The following is a 25,153-nucleotide window of genomic DNA, read 5'->3' on the forward strand; positions in this document are numbered from 1 at the left end:
GACACGGGATCGCCGAACGCTCGCGCCCGAAGATCCAGACGAAAACGGCGAGGATAAGCCAACTCAAAATCCCCAAACCAGCGGAGCGAGGCTGATCGTGACGCTCGCCATGAGCAGATTGAGCGGGATGCCAACCTTAAAATAGTCCGAGAAGCGATAGCCTCCGGGACCATAGACCATGAGGTTGGTCTGATAGCCGATCGGGGTCGAAAAGCTCGCCGAGGCGGCCATCATGATCGCCACGGCGAAGGGCATGAAATGGACGCCGAGCGTCTGCGAGGTCGAAAGCGCGATCGGGAACATGAGCACGGCGGCGGCGTTGTTGGTGATGAGCTCGGTGAACAGCATGGTCACCAGATAGATCGCGGCCAGCGTGACCCAGGGGTCGCCCTGAGCGAGTTGGACCAGATATTGGGCGATGAAACCGGCCGCCCCCGTGACCTCCAGCGCCCGCCCGAGCCCGAAGGAGGCGGCGATAGCGATCAGGACCTTCCAGTCGACCGCCGCCCGCGCGGCCTGGGAACCGATGCAGCGAGTCATCAGCATCAACCCGGCCGCCAGCAGCGCCGCCTCTAGCATGGGCAGCCAGCCGAGCGCGACCAGCGTCACCATGCCCATCAGGATGGTCACCGCCATCAGCGCCCGATTCTGGCGCGGCGGATGCGAATCCGGGATCTGGCTGACCAGGAAGAAGTCGCGCGAATTGTGCTGGCGCTCGACGAAACCGGGATCGGCCTCCATGAGCAGGGTGTCGCCCGCCCGCAGCACGATGTCGCCGATCTTGCCCGGTAGACGCTCGCCATTGCGGGCCACGGCGATCACGGCGGCGTCGTAGCGCCCGCGAAAGCGACCCTCGCGAATGCTCTGGCCCACCAGCGGGCAGGTATCCGAGACCACCGCCTCGGTCAGAAAGCGCTCGGGACGCGGAACGTCGAGCTTGAACACCTGATCGCTGGCCGGCACCAGACCGCGAAACCGCTGCAGATCCACGACCGAGTCCACCACCCCGACGAACACCAGACGGTCGCGCGCCTGCAACCGCTGATGGGGCGCGATTGCCGGCAGGATCTCGCCATCGCGCTCCAATTCGAGCAGATAGACGCCCGGCAAATGGCGCAGCCCGGCCTCCTCGATGGTGCGTCCGACCAGCGGGCTAGCCGGCTCGACCAGCATCTCGACCGTGTATTCGCGCGGATCGTCGAGATCGCTCATCACCGGACGGCGATCGGGCAATAGCCAGCGCCCAGCGATCAGCAGATAGAGGATACCGACCAGGGCGCAGGGCAGACCGACCCAGGCGATCTCGAACATGCCAAGGGTGGGCAGATCACCGTGCGCTCCCATCAGACCGTTCACGACCAGATTGGTACTGGTGCCGATCAGGGTACAGGTCCCGCCCAGAATCGAGGCGTAACTCAGCGGGATGAGCAACTTCGAGAGCGGCAGGCGGTTGCGGCGCGCCCAGTCGTTGACCGCCGGCAGAAACATGGCGACGACCGGCGTGTTGTTGAGGAAGGCGCTCATCGCCATGACCGGCGTCATGAGGCGCATCTGGGCGCGCACCAAGGTGCGCGGTCGTCCCAGCACGCCCTGCGCCAGCCAGCCGATGGCGCCCGTCTCGCGCAGACCGGCCGCAACCACATAGAGCACGGCGACCGTCACCATGCCCGCATTGGAGAACCCCTGCAGCGCCTCGGCCGGGGTCAGCACCCCGGCGAGCAGCAGCAGACTCAAGCCCCCGACCAGGACCAGGTCGGCCGACCAACGGGTGAGCGCCAGCGATCCGATCACGCAGACGACCACCGTCACCGCGAGCCAGGCATCCCATGTCATCGCACGCGTCTCCGCACAGGCAGTATCAACGCATTCCGGCTCGGCATACTCATCAGTGCCCGGAAGCCGAATCGCCGATGAGCGCCATCAACCGATCGATGCAGTCCTCCATCCCCTGCTCCGCCGTGCGCAGATGCACCTCTGGACACTCGGGCGGCTCGTAGGGACTGTCGATACCGGTGAAGTTCTTCAACGCACCGGCGCGCGCCTTGGCATAGAGCCCTTTGACGTCGCGCCGCTCGCAGTCCTCGAACGGGGTATCCACATAGACCTCGACGAACTCGCCGGGCGCGAAAAGATCCCGAGCCATGCGCCGCTCGCCGACGAAGGGCGAGATGAAGCTGACCATCACGATCAATCCGGCATCGACCATCAGCTTGGCGACCTCAGCGACTCGGCGGATGTTCTCTACCCGATCGGCCTCGGTGAAACCGAGATCGCGATTGAGCCCATGACGCACGTTGTCGCCATCGAGCACATAGGTATGACGCCCTTCGGCATGCAGGCGCTTCTCCAGCAGATTGGCGATCGTCGACTTGCCCGAACCGGACAGACCCGTGAACCACAGACAGCGCGGCGTCTGGTGTTTGAGATGCGCACGGCTCGCCTTATCGACCTCCAACGCCTGCCAATGGATGTTGCTGGCACGGCGCAAGGCGAAGTCGATCATGCCCGCACCGACGGTCTCGAAGCTGAGCTTGTCGACGAGGATGAAGCTGCCCAGGGTGCGGTTGAGCCGATAGGGCTCGAACACCAGCGGGGCGCTGGTCGAGAGGTTGACCGTGGCGATCTCGTTGAGCCCGAGCGTCTTGGCCGCCAGATGGGCGCCGGTGTTGACGTCCTCGCGATACTTGATCTCGGTGACGGTGGCCGTGACCTCGCGACAGGCGAGCTTCATCAGATATTGCCGACCCGGCGACATCAGGTGCTCGGCCATCCACAACAGTCGCGCCTCGAACTGATCGGCGACCTCGGCCGGGGCCTCGGCGGCCACCAGCACGTCGCCCCGGCTGGCATCGACCTCGTCGGCGAGCGTCAGCGTGACGGCATCGCCCTGCCCCGCCTCATCGACCCGGTCGAAGCCGAGCCAGACCTCCTTGACCCGCGTCACCGTCCCCGAGGGCAGCACCCGAACCGCCGCGCCGACGCCGATGCGTCCCTCGGCGATACGTCCGCAGAAACCGCGAAAATCGAGGTTGGGCCGATTCACCCACTGCACCGGAAGACGGAAGGCGGAACGCTCGCCCTCGCGACCGACATCGACCTGATCCAGATAGCCCATCAGGGTCGGCCCGGAGTACCAGGACATGCGCGCGCTGGGATGCAGGACATTGTCGCCCTCCAGCCCCGAAACCGGAATCGGCTGAAGGCTGGCGAAGCCGAGCCCGTCGGCAAAGGCGCGATAGTCGGCGACGATGGCCTCGAAACGCGGGCGATCGCAGTCGATCAGATCCATCTTGTTGATCGCCAGCACGACATGCCGGATGCCCATCATGGCGGCGATGCGGGTGTGACGACGCGTCTGGGTCAGCACGCCCTTGCGTGCGTCGATCAGAATCACCGCCAGATCGGCGGTCGAGGCGCCGGTCGCCATGTTGCGCGTGTACTGCTCGTGACCGGGCGTGTCGGCCACGATATAGCGGCGGCGGTCGGTGGCGAAGAAGCGGTAGGCGACGTCGATGGTGATGCCCTGCTCGCGCTCGGCCTGCAGCCCATCGACCAGCAGCGCCAGATCGACCTTCTCGCCCTGGGTGCCGTACTGACGCGACTCGGTCTCAAGCGCCTGGAGCTGGTCGTCGAAGATGCTCTTGCTCTCGAACAGCAGACGTCCGATCAGGGTGCTCTTGCCGTCGTCGACGCTGCCGCAGGTGATGAAGCGCAGCGTCTCCTTGCCGTGCTGACCGGCGATGAAGCTGGAGATGTCCGTGGCCTGTAGCGTCGTCATCAGAAATAGCCCTCCTGCTTCTTCTTCTCCATCGAACCCGGCTCGTCGCTATCGATGAGACGCCCCTGACGCTCCGAGTCGCGCGCGTTCAGGGTCTCGGCGATCACCGCCTCCAGGGTGTCGGCATCGCTCTCGATGGCCGCCGTCAGCGGCCAGCAGCCGAGCGTGCGGAAACGCACCCGGCGCATCTCCGCCCGCTCGCCCTCGGCGAAGGGAAAGCGATCGTCGTCGACCATGATCCACTGCCCGCCCCGGCGCACGACCGGACGCTCGGCAGCCAGATAGAGCGGCACGATCGGAATGTTCTCTGAGTGGATGTAATGCCAGATGTCCAACTCGGTCCAGTTCGAAAGCGGAAACACCCGGATCGTCTCGCCCTCACGGATGCGCGTGTTATAGAGGTTCCACAACTCGGGACGCTGCGCCTTGGGATCCCAGCGGTGTCCAGGCGCGCGAAAGGAGAAGATGCGCTCCTTGGCCCGACTCTTCTCCTCGTCGCGCCGCGCCCCACCGAAGACCACGTCGAATCCGTGGGCGTCGAGCGCCTGTTTGAGCGCCTGGGTCTTCATCAGGTCGGTGTGATAGTTGCTGCCGTGGGTGAAGGGACCCACGCCTTCGGCCACGCCCTGGGGGTTGGTATAGCGGATCAGCTTCATGCCGCTCTCGGCCACCATGCGCTCGCGATGGGCGTACATGGCGCGAAACTTCCAGCCGGTGTCCACATGCATCAGCGGAAAGGGCGGCGGCGCGGGATGGAACGCCTTGCGGGTCAGATGCAGCATCACCGACGAGTCCTTGCCGATGGAGTAGAGCATCACGGGATTGCGTGCCGTCGCGACGGCCTCGCGGATGATTTCGATGGATTCCGCTTCGAGCGCGAGCATGGGCGATACCTTAGATCCTTGATGGTCCATGGACGTCCCGCGAAGTATAAAGAGGTCGCCAGGACAAAGCTCGCGTTATAGCCCAATAAATCTTACTGATCGATTTGAGCGAAGGACAGGGGCTCATCGTCCCGCCGCTCGCCAACGTCGCCGCCGAATCGCCGCTCATGAGATACTTCGCCAATTTGGTCGAGATCATCCGAGCACTTCCATGAGCCAGCCCCGCGACATCCTCATCACCAGCGCCCTGCCCTACGCCAACGGCCCCATCCATATCGGTCATCTGGTCGAATACATCCAGACCGACATCTGGGCGCGCTTTCAGAAGATGCGCGGCCACAACTGCTGGTTCGTCTGCGCCGACGACGCCCACGGCACCCCCATCATGCTGCGCGCCCGCCAGGAGGGCATCGCGCCCGAGGATCTAATCGCGCGCGTCGCCGAGGAGCACCAGGCCGACTTCGCCGCCTTCCGCGTCGGCTTCGACAATTACCATTCGACCCACTCGACCGAGAACCAGCACTACTCGGCCCTCATCTACGAGCGCAACCGCGACGCCGGGCACATCGCCAAGCGGACCATCACCCAGGCCTACGATCCGGTCGAGCGGATGTTCCTGCCGGACCGCTTCATCAAGGGCGAGTGCCCCAAGTGCGGCGCCCCCGATCAGTACGGGGACAACTGCGAGGCCTGCGGCGCCAGCTACTCCCCGGCCGATCTCAAGAACCCGCGCTCGGCGGTCTCGGGCGCCGTGCCCGAACAGCGCGAATCGGACCACTATTTCTTCAGGCTGGGCGACTTCGAGGAGATGCTCAAGGGCTGGACCCGCGGCGGCGGTCTGCAGAAGGAGGTCGCCAACAAGCTCGACGAATGGTTCGACGCCGGACTCCAGGAGTGGGACATCTCGCGCGACGCGCCCTATTTCGGCTTCGAGATCCCGGACCATCCGGGCAAATTCTTCTACGTCTGGCTCGACGCCCCGATCGGCTACATGGCCAGCTTCCAGAACCTCTGCGACAAGACCGAGGGGCTGGACTTCGACCGCTTCTGGGGCCAGGACTCGGATGCCGAGCTCTACCATTTCATCGGCAAGGACATCATCTATTTCCACGCACTCTTCTTCCCGGCCATGCTCCACGGGGCCGGGTTCCGCACCCCGAGCGCCATCTTCGCCCACGGCTTCCTCACGGTCGACGGCCAGAAGATGTCCAAGTCGCGCGGCACCTTCATCAAGGCCCGCACCTATCTGGACCACCTGAATCCCGAATATCTGCGCTACTACTTCGCGGCCAAGCTGGGCTCGGGCGTCGACGACATCGACCTCAACCTGGAGGACTTCGCGGCGCGGGTGAACGCCGATCTGGTCGGCAAGGTGGTCAACATCGCCAGCCGCTGCGCCGGATTCATCGGCAAGCGCTTCGACGGCCGTCTGTCCGCGAGCCTGGCCGAGCCCCAGCTCTTCGCCGACTTCATCGCCGCCGGCGAGTCCATCGCCGCCGCCTACGAGCGGCGCGAGTTCAGCCGCGCGGTGCGCGAGATCATGGCCCTGGCCGACCGCGCCAACCAGTACATCGACGAGAAGGCCCCCTGGGTGATCGCCAAGCAGGAAGGGCGCGATGCCGAGCTGCAGGACATCTGCTCCATGGGCATCAACCTCTTCCGCGTCCTGGTCGGCTATCTGCGCCCCATCCTGCCGGGCACGGCCGCCGACTCGGAGGCCTTCCTGCGCATCGAACCGCTCACCTGGGACGCACTCGCAGAGCCGCTTCTGGGGCATGAGATCGACCGCTTCAAACCGCTGATGACCCGCGTCGACCCCAAGCAGATCGAGGCCATGCTGGAGGCATCCAAAGAGGATCTGAGCGCGGCGGCCGGCACACCAGTCACTACTTCGGAGCCCAACCTGCACCTGACCCGCGATCCCATCGCCGAGGTGGTGGACTACGAGACCTTCGCCAAGACCGACCTGCGCGTGGCGCTCATCCGCGAGGCCAAACGGGTCGAGGGCGCCGACAAGCTGCTGCAGCTCACGCTCGACCTGGGCGGCGAGACCCGCAACGTCTTCGCCGGTATCCGCTCGGCCTACGACCCCAAGGATCTGGAGGGACGCCTGACGGTCATGGTCGCCAACCTGGCGCCACGCAAGATGCGTTTCGGAGTCTCGGAGGGAATGGTCTTGGCCGCCGGACCGGGCGGCAAGGATCTCTTCATCCTAAACCCCGACTCGGGCGCGGAGCCTGGGATGAAGGTCAAATAAGGCGGTTGAAGGCGATTTCCGGAAAGGCTCATACCAAATAGCGCCGGATCGAGGTCCCCTTCCGAGGAAGACTGAAACCGCATCGCGAAGCGACGTGACGTGACTGCCGAGACGACCCGGCAGATGGAACCCGATGCACGCCGCTCGGTATAAACATTGCCGGTATACACTATCGATGGACATCGCCTAGAAGCCGTCATCAAGCCACTGCGCAAGGTCTTCGAGCGCCTGCGCAGCCTGGCTGGTTCGACCATCCTGAAAACGGAGGACACCGCCCCGATCTCGGGTGTGTCCGAGTTGGCGGCCATTGCGCACACGGCGGGCGCTCACGCGCGAGAGTGTCAGATGTAATTTTGATTACTAGACAAAATCAGAGGCTCAGGAGGAGAACGCAATGTTTCGCTCAATGACCATGGCCAAAAAGCTGATGCTGGGATTCGGCATCGTTCTGGTGTTGCTGATCACGGTTGCCGGCATGTCCTTCGTGACCATCGACGGCGCCTCGACTGGGTTCAGCGAGTATCGCAGCAAGGCCATTCGGTCGAATGCCATGGGCGAGGCGCAGACTCATATGCTGATGGCGCGCATCCAGGTCAAAGGCTACCTCCAGACCCACAGCGAAAAGGACAAGCAGGCGTTCAAGGACGACCTGGCGGCTGGCGAGAAGCGGCTCAGGGAAACCCAGGCGCTCATCCAGAATCCGGAGCGGCAGGCCAAGATCCAGGCGGCACTGGAAGCGATCCAGACTTATGCCAAAACCTTCGATCAGGTCGTCGAGCACACCGAGGAGGTCGACAAGCTCGCACGTGATGCCCTCTCGGCGACCGGCAAGGCGCTGGAGCAGAACCTGACGCAGATCCTGGAGACCGCCAACCGTGACGGCGACACGGGCGCCGTGCTCAAGGCCAGTCGCAGCCTACGCAATTTGCTCCTGGCCCGCGTCTATGTGATGAAATTCATCGATGGCAATACGCAGGAATCGGCGGACCGCGTCGGCACTGAATGGCAATCGCTCGACAACAACTTAGCGGAAATGGAAGCCTCTGCGCAGGACCCGCAGCGCCGGCGGCGGCTTGAGGAAACGCAGCGACTCAAGGGCGAGTACAAAGCCGCCTTCGATCGCCTGATTCAATTGACGCGCGAACGCAATCAGGTGGTCACCGATACCCTGGAGGTCCTGGGGGTACAGTTCGCCGCCAATATCGAAGAAATCAAGCTCTCTTACAAGGCCGAGCAGGATGCGCTTGGCCCCGCGCTCCACGCCTCCAACGACAGGGGCGAGGCCGTCATCAGCGGCCTCTCCTTGATTGCCATCCTGGGTGGAATCTTCATCGCCTGGTGGATCATCCGCGCCGTCATGGACCAACTGGGGAAAGACCCGGCCGTGATCGCCGATGTGACGCGTCAGGTCGCCAAAGGCGACCTCGCTATCACATTCGACCAAACGAATCTGCGCGGCGTCTACAAGGACATGTTCGCCATGGTCCAGCGACTGAGCCAAATCGTCGGCGAGGTGCGAAGCGGTGCGGACAACCTCTCCTCGGCATCGAGCGAGGTCAGCGCGACGGCGCAGTCTCTGAGCCAGGGGGCGACCGAGCAGGCAGCGAGCGTCGAGGAAACCACAGCGAGCATCGAGCAGCTCAACGCCTCGGTACAGCAGAACACCGAGAACGCCCGGGTGACCAACGGTATCGCCAAGAGTTCGGCGGACGAGGCGCGCCGGGGTGGCGAGGCCGTCGCGCGCACGGTCAGCGCCATGAAGGAGATCGCCAGCAAAATTGGTCTGATCGAAGACATCGCCTACAAGACCAATCTGCTGGCGCTCAACGCCGCGATCGAGGCCGCACGGGCCGGCGAGCACGGCAAGGGCTTCACCGTGGTCGCCGCCGAGGTGCGCAAGCTCGCCGAAAACAGCGGCGTAACCGCCCAGGAGATCAACAAGCTCGCCACCGGCAGCGTCGCCATTGCCGAAGAGGCCGGCAAACTGCTTGAAGAAATGGTCCCCAACATTATCAAGACCGCCGACCTCATCGAAGAGATCACCGCCGCCTCCGGCGAGCAGGCCGCCGGCATCGGTCAGATCAACGACGCCATGAGCCAGCTCGACAAGGCGACCCAGCAGAACGCCTCCTCCTCCGAGGAGCTGGCCGCCACGGCCGAAGAGCTCAACGGACAGGCCAGCCAGCTTCAGCAGACCATGTCCTTCTTCCACACCAGCACCTCATCATCCATGCGTGTTGCCCGCAGCGCAGCACCACGCGCCGCGAACAAGCCGGATGACTGGCACAGGATCAAGGACGCTGGCGAGTCATCGGTCGACCTCGACGACTTCGAACATAAAGACTTCGAGCGCTTTTGAGCGGAGGGAAAAATGGGCGAGCTCGTGGTAAGCAAGACCGGGGCCGAGCCAAAGCAGAGCGCCGACGAGGCCGGCCAATACCTTGCCTTCAACGTTGCCGACGAACGTCTGGCGATGTCGATCGAGGCTGTCAAGGAGATCATCGAAACCCCGGCGATCACCCGCGTCCCCATGACCCCGGACTACATCCGCGGAGTGATCAACCTACGCGGCAGCGTGGTGCCCGTGATCGACCTGGGCGCACGGCTGGGACGCGGTCGCATCACCCTGACCAAGCGCAGCTGCATCGTTCTCGTGGAGGTGCATATGGGCGAGGAAGGGCACGCGCTCGGCATGCTGGTCGACGAGGTCAAGAACATCCTCGACATCCCGCGCGAGGACATCAGACCACCGCCAGCGTTTGGCTCGGAGATCCGCACGGACTTCATCGCAGCCATGGGGTGCGTGGAGGACGCCTTCGTCATCATTCTCAGCGTCGACCAGGTGCTCTCCATACAGGAGCTGGCGGCACTGCACATGCTCAGCGAGGAAGCGACCGGTACCGGTTCGGATGCCCAACCCTGATCCTCCCGCCCCCATCACCCAGCCCTCGCATGATGAGGGCGGCACTGAGATCCTTCCGCTCGAAGAGGCCGAATTCGAGCGATTCCGCACCTTTATCCGCGAGCGGGCCGGCATCAGCCTGGCGCCGCACAAGCATCAAATGGTCAGCGCGCGCCTTCAGCGGCGGCTGAGACATCTGGGGATGCGCAGCTTCGGAGAATACCTCGATCGCATCGCCGCACCGGACAATGGCGCAGAGCGGCAGCACCTGATCGACCTGTTGACCACCAACGAGACCTATTTCTATCGCGAGCCGGCGCACTTCGACTTTATTCTTCAGCAAATACTGCCGGACTATCATGGACATCCGTTACGGGCCTGGAGCGCTGCCTGTTCTTCGGGCGAGGAGGTCTACACCTTGGCGATGACGCTCGCAGAGGGGCTCGGGCTTGGGCAGTGGGACATCCTCGGAACGGATATCAGCTCGCGGGTGCTCGATCAGGCGCGCCGGGCGCTCTATCCATTGGATCGCGCCAAGCGTCTACCGAGGCCATGGCTAGAGAAGTACTGCCTCAAGGGCGTCCGTAGTCAGGCCGGAAACCTGCTGATCGACCCCAGGCTCAAGGGGCGGGTGCGGCTCTTGCAGCACAATCTGATGCAGCCCCTGAGCCAGCAACAAACCTTCGAGCTGGTACTCTTGCGCAATGTGCTCATCTATTTCGATCTGCCGACCAAGCAGCGGGTGCTGGATGCCTTGACCCCGTCCATCGCCCCTGGCGGCTACCTTCTGATCAGTCATGTCGAGTCGCTGCAGGGCATTCGAACCGATCTGCACATGGTGCGACCGTCCATCTTTCGCAAACCGCCGCACTGAGATGCGCCCAGCCTAAGAGCGCTTTCCTGGTATCGGCCTCGGTGCCGGATGGGTGACCCGAGCGACACCTGGCGCATCCCCATTGACGATTTTCAATGCCAGAAAACACCCGAATCGGTCACACATTGAGTTCCGAGAGAAACGCAGGAATCGCGAACGAAACACGTAGCGCCAGGGATAACCCTACGGAATCTCGGTTGTAGCCATGGTGCACTGGGCGTATCCTTCGCGGTCCTGAGCAATCCGGCCAGCCCCGCGCGGAATCGCCGGAGCGACATCGTCAACCACTCAACGCCCTCCGCACTCACGCCTGTGTCCGCATGACTGAATACGCACTCATCCTGATCGGCACCGTGCTGGTCAACAACTTCGTGCTGGTCAAGTTTCTCGGACTCTGCCCCTTCATGGGCGTCTCCAAAAAACTGGAAACGGCGACCGGAATGGGCCTGGCGACGACCTTCGTGATGACGCTCTCATCCGTTATCACCTGGGTGGTCAACCAGTATCTGCTCGAACCCCTGGGTATCGGCTATCTGCGCACCATCGCCTTCATTCTGGTGATCGCCTCGGTGGTCCAGTTCACCGAAACCGTCATGCACAAGACCAGTCCGGTGCTCTATCAGCTGCTGGGCATCTTCCTGCCCCTGATTACGACCAATTGCGCCGTGCTCGGGGTCGCCCTGCTCAATCAGCAGTCGCAGCACACCCTGGTCGAATCGGCGCTCTATGGTTTCGGCGCCGCGATCGGCTTCTCGCTCGTGCTGACGCTGTTCGCCGCGATCCGCGAGCGAGTGGCCGTCGCCGATGTGCCAGAGCCCTTCCAGGGCAGCGCGATCGCCCTGATCACCGCCGGACTCATGTCGCTCGCCTTCATGGGCTTCGCCGGACTGGTCGCGAACTGAGGCCACGTTTCATGCTGACCGCTATCCTGGCTATCTCCGCACTAGCCGTCCTGTTCGGGCTGATGCTCGGCTATTCGGCGATCCGCTTCCACGTCGAGGGCGATCCCATCGCCGACCAGATCGACAGCCTGCTGCCGCAGACCCAATGCGGACAATGCGGACACCCAGGCTGTCGACCCTATGCCGAGGCGGTCGCACGCGGCGATGACGACATCAACAAATGCGCCCCAGGCGGCGAGGCGACCATCCTGGCGATGGCAGATCTACTCGGGCGCGAGCCGGTGGCACTGGACGCCGAGGAGAAGCTGCCTGCGGTCGCCTTCATCGACCCCGAGCGCTGCATCGGCTGCACTCTGTGTCTGCAAAATTGTCCGGTGGACGCCATCGTCGGCGCGGCCAAGCAGCTGCACGGCATCCTCTCGAAGGAATGCACCGGCTGCGAACTCTGTCTGCCGCCTTGTCCGGTGAACTGCATCAGCATGGTTCCGGTCACCGAGGAGATCTCCGGCTGGCGCTGGCCCTTCCCGAGCAACTCGCTCAAAGAGACCACCGAGCCCCAGCCCGAACGCGCCGCCGCCTGACGCGAGGAAACCCGATTGGCCGTTGCACATTCACTGATCGCGAACCGCCGTCTTTGGACCTTCCACGGCGGCATTCACATCCCGGACGAGAAATCCCTGTCGAATGGCGCGCCCATCGCGCCCATCACGCTTCCGTCTCGTCTCGTCGTTCCGCTTCAGCAGCACATCGGTGCCCCGGGCCGAGCGATCGTCGCGGTCGGCGAGCGGGTTCTGAAGGGCCAGATGATCGCCGAACCCACCGGGCTGGTGAGCGCCCCCGTGCATGCACCGAGCTCCGGAACACTGATCGCGATCGAGTCGCATCCGATCCCGCACCCCTCGGGGCTGACGGCCCCCTGCGCTATCATTGAGACCGATGGCGAAGACGCCTGGGCCGAGCTGCCTCCCCCTCTGACCGACTATCCGCAGCTCGATCCGGAGCTTATCCGCGAACGCATCCGCTGGGCCGGTGTGGTCGGAATGGGCGGAGCCTCCTTCCCGACCAGCGTCAAGCTGAGCCCGGGCACGGACCGCCACATCCATACCCTGATTATCAATGGGGCCGAATGCGAGCCCTATATCAGCTGCGACGACCGCCTCATGCGCGAACGCTCGGGGCACATCCTCGAGGGGGTGCGCATCATGCATCACCTGCTCGGGGTCAAGCAGGTGCTGATCGGGATCGAGGACAACAAGCCCGAGGCGATCGAGGAAATGCGGCTCGCACTGGCCGAGACCGACATGCACGCCTATACGGAAATCGTGCCCATCCCGACGCTCTATCCGAGCGGCGGCGAGAAGCAGCTGATCCGCATCCTGACCGGCAAGGAGGTTCCGACCAAGGGCATTCCGGCCCAGCTGGGCATCGTCTGTCAAAACGTGGGCACGGCTGCGGCCGTTGCTGACGCCGTGCTGGAAGGTCGCCCGCTCGTCTCGCGCGTGGTCACGGTGACCGGCCGGGCCATCGCCAATCCACGCAACCTGGAGGTCCCGATCGGGACCCCGGCCTCCGACCTGATCGCGCACTGCGGCGGCTATCGAGAAACACCCCGCAAACTGGTGTGCGGCGGCCCCATGATGGGCTTCGCGCTACGTGACGCCGACACCCCGATCACCAAGGCGACCAACTGCATCCTGGCGCTCACTCCGGAGGAAAGTCCGGCCCCGGGTCCCGCGCTCGCCTGCATCCGCTGCGGACGCTGCGCCCAGGCCTGCCCGGCCAATCTGCTGCCGCAGCAAATTTACTGGCATGCACGCGCCAAGGACCTGGATCGGGTGCAGGACTACAACCTGTTCGACTGCATCGAATGCGGCTGCTGCGCCCAGGTATGCCCGAGCCACATCCCGCTGGTTCAGTACTATCGCTACGCCAAGACCGAGATCTGGTCACGCGAGCAGGAAAAACGCAAATCCGAGCAAGCACGCGCCAGACACGCGGCCAAGCAGGCCCGATTGGAGCGCCAGGAGCAGGAACGTCAGGCCAAGCTGCGCAAGCAGAAGGAGGCGCTTGCCGCCAAGGCCCAGGCCAAGCCAGACACGGCGGCGAAGCAGCAGGCCAGCGCCGCCTCGCAAACCGAAACCGCAAGCGACTCCTGAGACCCGGGCGGCCGGATACGCGGAACGCCCCCAGGATCCCACTGACTTTCCGGTGATACAGAGCCCATTCGCCGACGATGCCCTCCGTTGAATCCATGAAGACATTCATCGCCTCCTCTCCCCACGTCGCACGCGTCAACCGGGTCGACAGCATCATGCTGCAGGTCCTGCTGGCCCTAGTGCCGGGCATCCTTGCCATGATCTGGTTCTTCGGCTGGGGGCTGCTGATCAATATCCTGCTCGCCGCAACCTTCGCCGTAGCCGCCGAATGCACCGTCATCCTGGCACGGGGACGCTCGCCGCTCCCGGCCATCGCCGATCTGAGCGCCGTGGTCACCGCCGTGCTCTTCGCCATCTCGGTGCCGCCCATCCTGCCCTGGTGGATGACGCTCCTGGGCATGCTGTTCGCCATCGTACTGGTCAAGCAGCTCTACGGCGGCATGGGCTACAACCCCTTCAATCCAGCCATGGCCGCCTACGTCTTCCTGTTGGTGTCCTATCCGGTCGCCATGACCAACTGGCTGACACCAACCATGCTGGCCGAGCACCATCTATCCTTCACGGAGTCGCTGCGAATCATCCTGGACGGATCCCTCCCTCAGGGTCTGAGCTGGGATGCCGTGACCTCGGCCACCCCGCTCGACGAGATGCGCGGTAAATTGGATCGCGACCTGACCATGGATGAGATCCGTCAGAGCCCGCTATGGGGCGCCTTCGGCGGACGCGGCTGGGAATGGATCGCGGGCTGGTTCCTGCTCGGCGGACTCTATCTGCTGTGGAAGCGGATCATCACCTGGCACATTCCGGCGTCCCTGCTGTCGAGCCTGCTGGTCTGCGCCACCCTCTTCTGGGCCATCGAGCCACAGACTCACCCCTTCCCGGCCTTCCATCTATTCAGCGGGGCGGCCATCCTCGGCGCCTTCTTCATCGCGACGGATCCGGTCACCGCCTGCACCACCACACGGGGACAGATCATCTTCGGGGCCAGCATCGGCGCGCTCGTCTACGTGATCCGCACCTGGGGCGGCTATCCGGACGCAATCGCCTTCTCGGTCTTGCTGCTCAACATCGCCGCTCCGATGATCGACCACTACACCCAACCACGCGTCTTTGGGCATGGGGGAAAACGCGGATGAAGACCAAGACCATTCTGCTTGCCGGATCCGTACTCGGCGCCTTCGCGGTCAGTGGCGTCGCACTGGTCGCCGTGACACACGAGGCGGTGACCGACCGTATCGCCGACAACCAATATCAGGCGATGCAGCGCAAGCTCACCGCCATCCTGCCGGCCGGGGCCTCCGACAACGACCCGCTACGCGATCACATCGAGGTGGAGGCCAAGAGCCTGCTCGGCACCGATACCACCCAGGTCTATCGGGTCCGTCACGGACAAGACCCCGTCGCCGTCGTCCTGGAGCCCGTGGTGCCCAACGGCTATGCAGGTCCGATCAGACTCCTGGTCTCCGTGATGCACGACGGCACACTCGGCGGCGTGCGGGTTCTCTCGCACCACGAGACACCCGGTTTAGGGGATAAAATCGAGGAGCTCAAATCCGACTGGGTCTACGGCTTCAAAGGTAAATCGCTAAACGATCCGCCGCTGGACCGATGGGGCGTCAAACGTGACGGCGGGGCCTTCGACCAATTCACCGGTGCCACCATCACCCCGAGGTCGGTGGTGAACGCGGTCAAGAACACGCTCATCTACGTCCAAGAACAAGGCGACCGGCTGTTCGAGCAAGCCGCAGAGACGCCGAAACACATCGCTGGAGGCCAAGGCTGATGAAGGCTTCGCAAGGTTACGTCGGGCTCGTCGAGGAAGGGGTCTGGAGCAACAACCAGATGCTCGTCGGTCTGCTCGGGCTCTGCCCGCTACTGGCGACCACGACCTCGGCCACCAACGGGCTCGGCATGGGACTGGCGACGACCGTGGTCCTGGTCTGCTCGAACGCCACCGTTTCACTGGTGCGCAACCTGGTCCGGCCAGAGATCCGCATTCCGGTCTTCGTCCTGGTGATCGCCTCCTTCGTCACCCTGGTCGAGCTCATCATGCAGGCCTTCTTCTACGAGATGTACCTGGTGCTCGGGCTCTTCATCTCGCTGATCGTGGTCAATTGCATGATCATCGGTCGCGCCGAGGCCTTCGCCTCCAAGAACAGCGTCGACCGCGCATTGGTGGATGGACTGGCGGTCGGACTCGGCGCCACGCTGGTCCTGACCTCGCTCGGAGCACTCCGCGAGCTGGTCGGGCTAGGCACCATTTTCAACCAGGCCGACCTTCTGCTGGGCGAAGCCGGCAAGCATCTGACCTTGCACCTGAGCGACGATTATCAGGGCGCGTTGATTGCCATCCTCCCGCCGGGCGCCTTCATCGGACTCGGTATGATGATCGCGCTGAAGAACGTCATCGACAAACTGGCCAAGCGCCTTTCCGGTCTGCGCCGCGCCCAACCGGCCGCCTCGACGACGCAGCCAGCTCAACCCGCCGCCGGCTGAGCGACCAACGGCTGAAAGCTGCCCGCTCACCCCGGAGCCAACCGCTCGATCGTCTGGCGCAGCGCCTCCGGACTGACGGGCTTCACCAGGAAGCCCTCCATTCCAGCCGCCAGACAGTCCTGCCTGATCTCTTCCGAGGCGCTCGCCGTCAGGGCGACGATCGGCATGGGGTGGTCGGCGCGCTCGGCCCGATAGCGTCGGACAAAGTCGATTCCGTCCAGCTTCGGCATGTGCAGATCCACGATCGCGATGTCGTAGACGCCCTTCAGCGCTGCCTGCAGAGCGGTCTCGCCGTCGCTGAAGCGATCGTATGGAAACCCCATCCGGGAGAGAAAGGCGGTCAAAACCTTGGCCGCGAGCGGGTTGTCCTCGGCCACCAGGACCCGGATGGTGCCCGCCGACTCGGTCTCGACCAAGGCCGATTGCATTTCCCGATCCCGAGCCATAACGCCCTCAGGCAGGCGCCCCATCAATGCACTGGCGCCTCGCAACAGATCCTCGGCGAGAAACGGCTTGCTCAGGTAGTTCAAACGAGCGGCGCGAGGAATGGGACGGCGACCGGCATAGGTGAGCAAGAGACAAGGCGGCTCGGCAGCCAATGCCCGATGGATCTCGGACAACTCCGACGCGAGATCGCACCCGGCCGGCGGATCGCCGATGACGAGCAGATCGTAAGCCCCTGACCCACGCGCGATCTCCTGGGACGCGGCCACACCCGAGACCAAACAGCCGGCCGACTCCAAGGCATCCTGAACGCAGGCACGCTGCAGGTCGTTGCGTTCGATCACCAACACGCGCAATCCGGCAAGCCCCCAATCCACATCCGGCGCCGACGTCGCGTCATCGACTTCGACCAGCGGCAGCCGGACCGAGAAGCGGCTTCCCCTACCCTCCTCGCTTGCGACCTCGATCGAACCGCCCATCAGAGCGGACAGATCGCGCGCGATCGTAGTGCCGAGGCCCGTGCCGCCGAAACGGCGCGTGGTCGAGTCATCGACCTGAGTGAAGCGCTCGAAGAGAGTGTCGAGCTTGCCGGCCGAGATGCCGATACCGCTGTCAACGATCTCGAACAGCAGCCACGCGCTTATCTGCTGGGACTCAGCCGGCTCTAGACTCAAGCGCAGCAGTACGTGGCCTTGTGGCGTGAACTTGATGGCATTCCCCACGAGATTGAAGAGGATCTGACGCACCCGTAAGGGGTCGCCCATGACGGATCGCGGCACCTCGGGCTCCACGCGGCACACGAGTTCGAGCCCGGACTCCAGCGCCTTGCTGGAAACGACGCTGCACACCTGACGGACCAGATCGCGCGGATCGAAGGGGATGCGTTCGAGCACCAATTTGCCCGCCTCGATCTTGGACAGATCCAGGATGTCGCCAATCAGCATGGCAAGCGCATTCGCGGCCGCGTCGATATCACGGAGATGGTCGCGCTGCTCCGGGTCGAGCCGGGTCGTCTTCAACAGCTCCACCATGCCGACGAGCCCGGTGAGCGGGGTGCGCAGCTCGTGGGTCATGACGGCCAGAAAGTCGCTCTTCGCCTTGTTGGCCCGCTGGGCCTGATCGCGGGCCTCCTGGATCTGACGCAGGAGCGAGGACTGATAGAGCGGCAGCAACACCAGCAGGACCAGGAAGAAGGCCGCCTCATAGGTATGGCGCTCCCATTCGTCGAGTTGGATCAACACGAAGTTGTAGGCCACGACCGCGACCAAAGTCGCCAGGATCAGATGCCCCCGACCGAACCGGGTGCCGGCCGAGATGAAGATGAGGATATAGAGGAGATAGAAGGGACTGATGGCATCCCGGGTAATCAAGATTGCCAGGCTGACGACGATGACGTCGAGCGATAGTGCCAGATAGCGTCGCACTCGCCATCCGGGATGCCGGATGACGCTGACCAACAGGGCCAAGCTGGTCAACAGATAGATACCGAAGACCGTGAGATAGAGCGAGACATCGATCCGGTAGTAGTGGGTCCAGGCCGCGAGACCGATATAGGCCGCGCCGAGAACGCAGGTGACCAGGCGTACCAGCGCGGATTGCAGATCGGGATTTGCAACGACACCGGCCCTGAGTCCGGGACCGATCCGAACCCGCTCGATCGAAACATCGAAAGCCATTTCACGCCCCTTAAGCGACCGACCGGAACGGCGCGGAGGACAGGTTTAGGCCCGCGACGTTCATGATATATTAGGCAATCATTGGGATCTAATGATACACGCAAAGAACACGAATAATAGCAAGAGAACGGGGAGACAACATGTCGAAAAAACATCCGATCGTCGCCGTTACCGGATCGTCCGGGGCGGGAACCACCACGGTCAAGCGTGCCTTCGAGCACATCTTCTATCGTGACGGCATCAGCGCCGCCGTTATCGAGGGCGACAGCTTCCATCGCTACGACCGCGTGACGATGAAGGCCGAGATGGCGAAATACACGGAGCGAGGCAGCAGCCTCAGCCACTTCGGTCCCGCCGCCAACCGCTTCGATCTCCTCGAAGAGCTGTTCCGCGACTACGGTGAAAGCGGCACCGGCAAGCAGCGTTACTACATCCACAGCGACGACGAGGCACAGGAGCACAACGCCCGTCTCGACACCGATCTCAAGCCGGGCCAGTTCACCCCCTGGGAGGAACTTCCGGCCAACACGGATCTGCTCTTCTACGAGGGGCTGCACGGCCTCATCGTCACCGAAGAGGACAATATCGCGCAGCATGTGGATCTCGGCGTCGGAGTGGTTCCGATCGTCAACCTGGAATGGATCCAGAAGATCCACCGGGATAATCTGGAGCGCGGCTATTCGGCGGAGGCCATCGTCGATACGATCATGCGCCGCATGCCCGACTACATCCGCTATATCACACCGCAATTCTCGCTGACCGACATCAACTTCCAGCGCGTTCCGACCGTCGACACCTCGAATCCCTTCATCGCCCGCGACATCCCGACGCCGGACGAGAGCTTCGTCATCATCCGCTTCAAGGATCCAGAAAAACTGCAGGTGGATTTCCCCTACCTGCTGTCGATGATCCACGACTCCTTCATGTCGCGACGCAACAGCATGGTGGTGCCCGGCGGTAAGATGGGAATGGCGATGGAGATCATCCTCCAGCCGATCATCGAGCGCATGATGGAGGCGCGCAAGGTCTGACAGGACTCAACGAACGTCCGAGGGCCGACCGGTCCTCGGCGTGGATACCACGCTATGCGGATCCGAGCGAAAGCAGTCCGACTCCGCCGGACAGGCGTCGCTCAAGCGCATCGGCCGACATCGGACGCCCCAGGAGATAACCCTGGGCACGATGGCATCCCGCCTCACGCAGCCAATCGAGTTGCTCGATCCGCTCGACACCCTCCGCAACCACCTCCAGATCCAGATGCCGCGCGAGCGCGATAATGGTCTCGCAGATCGCTGCATCTCCCCTGTCTTCGAGCAAATCGCGCACGAAGGAACGGTCGATCTTCAACTGTCCGACCGGAAACCGCTTGAGATAGACCAGCGACGAGTAGCCTGTGCCGAAGTCGTCGATCGAGAGTCGAATGCCCATCGCCTTCAAGTCCGCGAGCGCCTGCAGCGTGATATCCCGGTTATCCATCAACAGACCCTCGGTCACCTCGAGTTCAAGCGCCTTGGGATCCAGGCCCGACTCATCCAGGGCAGAGCGGACTACATCAATCAGTCCGGCCTGCTGGAACTGGACCGGTGAGAGATTGACCGCCAGGCGTAACTCGGGCCATCGGTCGGCACGCCATGCGGCGAGCTGTCGGCAGGCGGCGCGAAGAACCCATTCGCCAATCGGCACGATCAGGCGCGAGTCCTCGGCCGGCGGGATGAAATCGCCAGGCAGCACCAGACCGCGCTCGGGGTGATGCCAACGCAACAGGGCCTCGACAGCGGCGAGCCCTCCACTGCGCAGATCCATCTGAGGCTGGTAGAAGACCTCCAGCTCATCGCGCTCGACCGCATGCCTCAGGTCCCGTTCCAGTTGCAGCAGAGTGGTGATGTGGACGCGCATCTCATTGCGGAAGAACTCGAAATCGTTCCTCCCCCGCTGTTTCACCTGATACATAGCAAGATCGGCATGCTTGAGCAACGTATCGCTGTCCGTGCCGTCATCCGGCCCGATGGCGACGCCGATCGAAGGCGTGACCGAAATCTCGTGCCCCTCGAACAGACAGAGCTCGCTCAAGGTGCTCAGGAGCATGTTGCAGACGCGCACCACCTCGGTCGGCCCCTCGATGTGCGAGAGCAACACGATGAACTCATCGCCGCCCTGCCGCGCGACCGTATCCGAGGTACGTAACCGTGCGCGCAAGCGCTCCCCGACGGCACAGAGCAAACGGTCGCCGACGCGATGCCCGAGCGAGTCGTTGATCGTCTTGAAGCGGTCCAGGTCGATGAAGAGCACGGCGAAGCGCCGACCGTCGCGCCGCGCCGTCGCCAGAAGCTGCGTCAGACGGTCGATCAGCAGAAAACGGTTGGGCAGTCCGGTCAGAAAATCGTGGTGCGCCATGTGCTGGATACGTGCCTCGCTCTCCTTGCGCTCGCTGATGTCGGAGAACATGGCGACACAATTCTGCACACGCCCCCGATGATCGCGGATCAGGCTGAGCGACAGCCACACGGGATAGATCTCACGATTCTTGCGCTGGCTCCAGAGTTCGCCCTGCCAGGAATTGTCCGCCTTCAAGGCCTGGCGCGCGGAGCGAAAGAATCCTGGATCGTGCCTGGAACTGACAAAGGCGCGCATCGGCCATCCCATCACCTCCTCACGCCCGTATCCCGTGATGGCCTCGAAGGCATGGTTGATCTCGATGACGCGCCCGCGCCGGTCGCCAACCAAGATGCCTTCGGCGCTATCGGCGAAGACCCGAGCGGCGAGACGCAGACGCGATTCGGCTGCAACACGCCGGGTCGCGTCGCGCCCCAGCAGAACGCCGTAGAGCACACCGTCGAGATCGGCGACGCGACAGACCAAGTCGAGGTGTCGCGAGGCATCCCCTGCCTGCAGACTGACCTCATGATGCAATGACGGCGAACTGCCCGACGCATGTTCGCCGACGAGATCTGCGAGGATGACCTCGGCATGGCTGAAACCGAGCACGTCTAGGCACTGGCCGATCACACCATCCAGCGGCAGATCCAAAAGCTCGGCGGCGGCCGCATTGGCATCGATCACCTGCCCGCTCGGCAGCGCGACCAGCAGGATCATCTCTCCGGCGCAATCCAGAAGGGCGCGAAAACGTTCGAGCCGCGAGAGGCTGCGACGCAGCTGCGGATAATAGTTCTTGCGGAACGAGCGCTCACCGAGCCCGATGATGCGATTGCGCTGAAGCTCCCACAATAATTCATCGTCCAATTCAGAGAGCTTCAGCATAGATGACCTTGATGTCCGCCAGGGCCGCGCGACGCGGGTTGGTGAAGATACAGGCATCGAAGACCACGGGCGACGCCAGCTCGGCGAGATCGCTGCGGGAGACCCCCCGCTCGGCGAGTCCACCCTCGATACCGCAAGCGGTGCGCAACGATCGCAACGCCTCCAGAAGCGCCTCTCGCTGAGAGACGCTGGATTCCCGCGCCTCCGCAACCCCCAGAGCCTGCGCGACACGCGCGTAGCGCTCCTCGGCGGCTGCGTAGTTGAACCGAATCACATGATCGAGCAGCAGCGCATTGCTCTCGCCGTGCGCTAGATCCAAAAAGCCGCCCAGGCTGTGCGCCATGGCATGCACCGCCCCCAAGCTGGCGTTGGAAAAGGCCAATCCCGCCTGGAGACTGGCCAGCATCATGTTCTCGCGCGCCGCCAGATCATCGGGGTCGAAGACGGCGCGGCGCAGATTGTCTCTGACGAGCGCGATGGCCGCGAGTGCATGGATATCGACCACCGGCGAACTGGCCGTCGAAACGAAGGCCTCAATGGCATGGGTCAGTGCATCGAACCCGGTACAGGCCGTCAGATAGTGATCCATGGTCAGAGTGACCTCCGGATCCACCAACGCGATGTCCGGAACCACGGTCTTGCTCACGATCGCGCTTTTGCAGCGGCGCTTAAGGTCGTTGACGATGGCGAATTGCGAAATGTCGGCAGCGGTTCCAGCCGTCGTCGGAATGCAAATGAGCGGCGGCCCCGGCAGCGAGATGCGATCCACCCCGACATAGTCCAGAATGTGCCCGCCGTTGCCGACGACGATACCGATACCCTTCGCGGAGTCGATGACGCTGCCACCACCAATGGCGAGGATCACGTCGCACTCCTCGCGACGGTAGACGTCGACGCCCGCCATGATCTCGTGATCGCGCGGATTGGGAGTGATTGCACTGAAGATGCAGATCTCCAACCCGATATCCTCGATCGAGGGCATCAGGTCGTCGATCCAGCCGGCTGCGATGATGCCCGGATCGGTCACCACCAGCAGACGTCTCGCCTGGAGGTTGAGCGCGTAATAGCCGGCACGTCTCCGCGATCCAACACCGAAGATGAATTCGGGCGCAACGAATTTGCGCATCTCGTAAAGCGGCATGAAAGACCTCTTGGCGGGAACCTGAGAGGGTATCCGACCTCGTCGTGCGGCAGTCAGGGGGAAGGGTCGGCCATCGACATTTCGAGTCTAGCAGGATTCGCCGCAACCCACGGAACCCGAGGCTCGGCACGCCCAACGCAATCAGCCACAGGCTACCGCTTACACATCCCCGCGCGCATGCATCGCAGCAGACCGTAGTCGTAACGTCCCTCGAAGAGATCATAGATAGGCTTCAAGGCCGAAACGGCGCCTTCGGCAAACTGATCGAAGGCATGCTCGATCTGGCACCGCTCATCGGCATCGAGCGTCACCACCTCTTCGAGACGCAGCTCATCCTCCTCGATACAGCGCGAGAGATGGGTATAGACGGTGGTCAGCTTGAGCCCCCGACGGCCCGCGATCGCCTCTGCATCCAAGCCCTCGCGAAGCAGATCGAGCGTCTCCCGAATGGTATCGCTCAGGCTGGCGTCCCGGGCCGGCACCCGACGCGGCGCCGAGGGCAGCCGAGGCACAGCGGATGGGCGGCCATGCCGAGCCTCGTGATCGGCCAGCACCTGCAAGAAGCTGGCACCGAAGTGTTCCAGCTTGGCCTGACCGACTCCACTGATGCAGCCCATCTCGTCGAGATGGCGCGGACGATAGGTCAGGAGTTCGCGCAGGGTCGCATCGTTGAAGATGACATAGGCCGGCACGTTCTGCTCTCGGGCCAACTCGCGGCGATGGGACCGCAGCGACTCCCACAAGGCGACCGCCTCCGGATCGCTCGGCGCAAACGCGGTCGAGGAACGGCCTCCGCCCGAAACCTTCCGACGCTCCGGATCGCGACGCAGTCGGATGCTGGTCTCGCCGCGCAACAATGGCCGGCTTCGCTCGGTCAGCTTCAAGGCGCCGTATCCCTCCATGTCGACCTCGATCAGCCCGGCAGCGACCAGTTGGCGATAGACCGAGCGCCACTGGTCGGCGCTCAGATCCTTGCCGATACCGAAGGTGCTGACCTGGTCGTGACCGAAACGCCGGATGCGCTCCAGGTCCTTGCCGAGCAGGACATCGGCCAGGTAGGCGCTGCCGAAACGCTGACCCGTGCGATGGATACAGGAGAGCGCCTTACGCGCCGCGAGCGTGCCATCCCAGGTTTCCACCGGTTCCAGGCAGGTATCGCAATTGCCGCAGGGGGCATCCAGGGTCTCGCCGAAATAGTTGAGCATGACCTGGCGCCGACATTCGGTGGTCTCGCAGTAGCCCAGCATGCCGTCGAGCTTGTGCATCTCGACCCGCTTGAAACGCTCCTCGGCCTCGGAGTCCTCGATGATCCGCCTCAGCATGACCACGTCGCCCAGGCCATAGGTCATCCAGGCGTCGGCCGGAAGACCGTCGCGCCCCGCACGTCCGGTCTCCTGATAGTAGGACTCCAGACTCTTGGGCAGATCCAGGTGGGCGACGAAGCGGACATCCGGCTTGTCGATGCCCATCCCGAAGGCGATGGTCGCCACCATGACCAGCCCATCCTCCCGCAGGAAACGGGCCTGGTGCTCGCGACGTATATCGGCCGACAGCCCCGCATGGTAGGGCAGCGCCGAGAAGCCGTGCGATTGCAGGAAGGCCGCCGTCTCCTCGACTCGACGCCGCGACAGACAGTAGACGATGCCGGCATCCTGCGGATGCTCGCGGCGCAGGAAGGCGAGCAATTGCTGGCGCGGACCGTTCTTCTCGACGATCCGATAGCGAATGTTCGGTCGATCGAAGCTGGAGACGAACTGGCGCGCGCCCTCCAAGCTCAGACGCGTCACAATCTCGTTGCGCGTGGGCGCGTCTGCGGTCGCGGTCAGTGCGATCCGGGGCACCTGAGGCCAACGCTCCTGGAGCAGGCCGAGCTGGATGTATTCGGGCCTGAAATCGTGTCCCCATTGCGAAACGCAATGCGCCTCATCGATCGCGAACAGCGCGATCTCGACCCGTTCGAGCAGGCCCAGAAAGCGCTCCGTCATCAAACGCTCGGGGGCGACATAGACCAAGTCCAAAACGCCATCGAGCATGTCTTGCTCGACCGCTCGCGCCTGATCCGGGGCCAGCGAGGAATTCAGAAAGGCCGCTCGCACGCCCAGCTGACGCAGGGCGTCCACCTGATCCTGCATGAGCGCAATCAGCGGCGAGACCACCACGCCGATGCCGGGGCGGATCAATGCGGGGATCTGGTAGCACAGCGATTTGCCGCCGCCGGTCGGCATCAGAACCAAGACGTCCCCTCCGCCGACCACCTGATCGATGATCTCGGCCTGAGCGCCGCGAAAGCGGTCGTAACCGAAGACGCGGTCGAGAATCTGTAGCGCGGATTCGGCCACCCTCGTCATCTCCTCAAAAGGTACGCTTGAATCATACGGGCGGGTA

General features: G+C 63.5%; 19 protein-coding genes. 12 read left to right on the top strand and 7 right to left on the bottom strand.

Annotation, left to right across the window (positions count from 1 at the left end):
* Positions 1–63: 63 nt before the first annotated feature.
* Genes ACFSJC_RS15820 through cysD form a run of 3 tightly spaced genes read right to left on the bottom strand, consistent with a single transcriptional unit; the run spans position 64 to position 4,662 of the window.
* Positions 64–1,833, bottom strand: coding sequence for an SLC13 family permease (locus ACFSJC_RS15820; protein WP_386028088.1), 1,770 nt, complete (start codon positions 1,831–1,833; stop codon positions 64–66).
* A 52-nt stretch (positions 1,834–1,885) separates the two neighbouring features.
* On the bottom strand, positions 1,886–3,778 hold the full coding sequence (gene cysN, locus ACFSJC_RS15825; RefSeq protein WP_386028090.1) for a sulfate adenylyltransferase subunit CysN: 1,893 nt from the start codon (positions 3,776–3,778) through the stop codon (positions 1,886–1,888).
* The gene (cysD, locus tag ACFSJC_RS15830; RefSeq protein ID WP_386028092.1) at positions 3,778–4,662 is read right to left on the bottom strand and encodes a sulfate adenylyltransferase subunit CysD; all 885 of its coding nucleotides are present in this window, start codon (positions 4,660–4,662) and stop codon (positions 3,778–3,780) included. The genes cysN and cysD overlap by 1 nt, the downstream gene beginning before the upstream one ends.
* Positions 4,663–4,873: 211 nt before the next feature.
* Here cysD and metG point away from each other — a divergent pair, with 211 nt between their 5' ends.
* The 11 genes from metG (at position 4,874) to ACFSJC_RS15885 (ending at position 16,249) form a co-directional block, all read left to right on the top strand.
* Entirely contained in the window at positions 4,874–6,919 is a 2,046-nt protein-coding gene (metG, locus tag ACFSJC_RS15835; RefSeq protein ID WP_386028094.1) for a methionine--tRNA ligase, read from the top strand.
* A 156-nt stretch (positions 6,920–7,075) separates the two neighbouring features.
* Positions 7,076–7,270 carry a hypothetical protein gene (locus tag ACFSJC_RS15840; protein WP_386028096.1) on the top strand — a complete coding sequence of 65 codons (195 nt, stop codon included), beginning with the start codon at positions 7,076–7,078 and terminating at the stop codon, positions 7,268–7,270.
* Between the two features lie 43 nt (positions 7,271–7,313).
* Positions 7,314–9,278: a HAMP domain-containing methyl-accepting chemotaxis protein gene (locus ACFSJC_RS15845; RefSeq protein ID WP_386028098.1), complete on the top strand. Its 1,965-nt coding sequence runs from the start codon at positions 7,314–7,316 to the stop codon at positions 9,276–9,278.
* Positions 9,279–9,290: 12 nt separating this feature from the next.
* Positions 9,291–9,842, top strand: a complete 552-nt coding sequence (locus ACFSJC_RS15850) for a chemotaxis protein CheW (protein WP_386028099.1) — start codon at positions 9,291–9,293, stop codon at positions 9,840–9,842.
* Positions 9,829–10,695 carry a CheR family methyltransferase gene (locus ACFSJC_RS15855; protein WP_386028100.1) on the top strand — a complete coding sequence of 289 codons (867 nt, stop codon included), beginning with the start codon at positions 9,829–9,831 and terminating at the stop codon, positions 10,693–10,695. The genes ACFSJC_RS15850 and ACFSJC_RS15855 overlap by 14 nt, the downstream gene beginning before the upstream one ends.
* Positions 10,696–11,015: 320 nt before the next feature.
* On the top strand, positions 11,016–11,597 hold the full coding sequence (gene rsxA, locus ACFSJC_RS15860; RefSeq protein WP_007041507.1) for an electron transport complex subunit RsxA: 582 nt from the start codon (positions 11,016–11,018) through the stop codon (positions 11,595–11,597).
* 11 nt (positions 11,598–11,608) lie between these two features.
* Positions 11,609–12,178, top strand: coding sequence for an electron transport complex subunit RsxB (gene rsxB / locus ACFSJC_RS15865; RefSeq protein ID WP_386028102.1), 570 nt, complete (start codon positions 11,609–11,611; stop codon positions 12,176–12,178).
* Between the two features lie 15 nt (positions 12,179–12,193).
* Positions 12,194–13,753, top strand: coding sequence for an electron transport complex subunit RsxC (gene rsxC, locus ACFSJC_RS15870; RefSeq protein ID WP_386028103.1), 1,560 nt, complete (start codon positions 12,194–12,196; stop codon positions 13,751–13,753).
* Between the two features lie 95 nt (positions 13,754–13,848).
* Positions 13,849–14,889 carry an electron transport complex subunit RsxD gene (gene rsxD, locus ACFSJC_RS15875; protein WP_386028105.1) on the top strand — a complete coding sequence of 347 codons (1,041 nt, stop codon included), beginning with the start codon at positions 13,849–13,851 and terminating at the stop codon, positions 14,887–14,889.
* Positions 14,886–15,536 carry an electron transport complex subunit RsxG gene (rsxG, locus tag ACFSJC_RS15880; RefSeq protein WP_386028106.1) on the top strand — a complete coding sequence of 217 codons (651 nt, stop codon included), beginning with the start codon at positions 14,886–14,888 and terminating at the stop codon, positions 15,534–15,536. Before rsxD ends, rsxG begins: the two co-directional genes overlap by 4 nt.
* Positions 15,536–16,249: an electron transport complex subunit E gene (locus tag ACFSJC_RS15885; RefSeq protein WP_386028107.1), complete on the top strand. Its 714-nt coding sequence runs from the start codon at positions 15,536–15,538 to the stop codon at positions 16,247–16,249. The genes rsxG and ACFSJC_RS15885 overlap by 1 nt, the downstream gene beginning before the upstream one ends.
* A 26-nt stretch (positions 16,250–16,275) precedes the next feature.
* Here the strand turns inward: ACFSJC_RS15885 and ACFSJC_RS15890 are convergent, their stop codons facing one another.
* Entirely contained in the window at positions 16,276–18,369 is a 2,094-nt protein-coding gene (locus ACFSJC_RS15890) for an ATP-binding protein (RefSeq protein WP_386028109.1), read from the bottom strand.
* Positions 18,370–18,509: 140 nt separating this feature from the next.
* Between ACFSJC_RS15890 and ACFSJC_RS15895 the strand changes: the two genes are divergently transcribed.
* On the top strand, positions 18,510–19,400 hold the full coding sequence (locus ACFSJC_RS15895) for a phosphoribulokinase (RefSeq protein WP_386028110.1): 891 nt from the start codon (positions 18,510–18,512) through the stop codon (positions 19,398–19,400).
* Between the two features lie 52 nt (positions 19,401–19,452).
* On the opposite strand, the gene ACFSJC_RS15900 is transcribed toward ACFSJC_RS15895, so the two are convergent.
* The 3 genes from ACFSJC_RS15900 to recQ all read right to left on the bottom strand — a co-directional run bounded on the left by ACFSJC_RS15900 (position 19,453) and on the right by recQ (position 25,107).
* Positions 19,453–21,627, bottom strand: coding sequence for a putative bifunctional diguanylate cyclase/phosphodiesterase (locus ACFSJC_RS15900; protein WP_386028111.1), 2,175 nt, complete (start codon positions 21,625–21,627; stop codon positions 19,453–19,455).
* Complete coding sequence (gene ercA, locus ACFSJC_RS15905) at positions 21,611–22,768, bottom strand: alcohol dehydrogenase-like regulatory protein ErcA (RefSeq protein WP_386028112.1); 1,158 nt, start codon at positions 22,766–22,768, stop codon at positions 21,611–21,613. The genes ACFSJC_RS15900 and ercA overlap by 17 nt, the downstream gene beginning before the upstream one ends.
* Positions 22,769–22,920: 152 nt before the next feature.
* Positions 22,921–25,107, bottom strand: coding sequence for a DNA helicase RecQ (gene recQ / locus ACFSJC_RS15910; protein ID WP_417852014.1), 2,187 nt, complete (start codon positions 25,105–25,107; stop codon positions 22,921–22,923).
* Positions 25,108–25,153: the final 46 nt, after the last annotated feature.

This window comes from Thiorhodococcus fuscus, from assembly GCF_042682685.1.
Classification (GTDB): Bacteria; Pseudomonadota; Gammaproteobacteria; order Chromatiales; family Chromatiaceae; genus Imhoffiella; species Imhoffiella fuscus.

Excerpts from the sequence above, each read along its gene's own strand:
- ACFSJC_RS15900 (WP_386028111.1), bottom strand. The coding sequence starts at position 21,627 with ATGCTGAAGCTCTCTGAATTGGACGATGAATTATTGTGGGAGCTTCAG.
- cysN (WP_386028090.1), bottom strand. The coding sequence starts at position 3,778 with ATGACGACGCTACAGGCCACGGACATCTCCAGCTTCATCGCCGGTCAG.
- cysD (WP_386028092.1), bottom strand. The coding sequence starts at position 4,662 with ATGCTCGCGCTCGAAGCGGAATCCATCGAAATCATCCGCGAGGCCGTC.
- rsxG (WP_386028106.1), top strand. The coding sequence starts at position 14,886 with ATGAAGACCAAGACCATTCTGCTTGCCGGATCCGTACTCGGCGCCTTC.
- rsxD (WP_386028105.1), top strand. The coding sequence starts at position 13,849 with ATGAAGACATTCATCGCCTCCTCTCCCCACGTCGCACGCGTCAACCGG.
- ACFSJC_RS15850 (WP_386028099.1), top strand. The coding sequence starts at position 9,291 with ATGGGCGAGCTCGTGGTAAGCAAGACCGGGGCCGAGCCAAAGCAGAGC.
- ACFSJC_RS15885 (WP_386028107.1), top strand. The coding sequence starts at position 15,536 with ATGAAGGCTTCGCAAGGTTACGTCGGGCTCGTCGAGGAAGGGGTCTGG.
- metG (WP_386028094.1), top strand. The coding sequence starts at position 4,874 with ATGAGCCAGCCCCGCGACATCCTCATCACCAGCGCCCTGCCCTACGCC.
- ercA (WP_386028112.1), bottom strand. The coding sequence starts at position 22,768 with ATGCCGCTTTACGAGATGCGCAAATTCGTTGCGCCCGAATTCATCTTC.
- rsxA (WP_007041507.1), top strand. The coding sequence starts at position 11,016 with ATGACTGAATACGCACTCATCCTGATCGGCACCGTGCTGGTCAACAAC.
- ACFSJC_RS15895 (WP_386028110.1), top strand. The coding sequence starts at position 18,510 with ATGTCGAAAAAACATCCGATCGTCGCCGTTACCGGATCGTCCGGGGCG.
- ACFSJC_RS15855 (WP_386028100.1), top strand. The coding sequence starts at position 9,829 with ATGCCCAACCCTGATCCTCCCGCCCCCATCACCCAGCCCTCGCATGAT.
- ACFSJC_RS15820 (WP_386028088.1), bottom strand. The coding sequence starts at position 1,833 with ATGACATGGGATGCCTGGCTCGCGGTGACGGTGGTCGTCTGCGTGATC.
- ACFSJC_RS15845 (WP_386028098.1), top strand. The coding sequence starts at position 7,314 with ATGTTTCGCTCAATGACCATGGCCAAAAAGCTGATGCTGGGATTCGGC.
- ACFSJC_RS15890 (WP_386028109.1), bottom strand. The coding sequence starts at position 18,369 with ATGGCTTTCGATGTTTCGATCGAGCGGGTTCGGATCGGTCCCGGACTC.
- rsxB (WP_386028102.1), top strand. The coding sequence starts at position 11,609 with ATGCTGACCGCTATCCTGGCTATCTCCGCACTAGCCGTCCTGTTCGGG.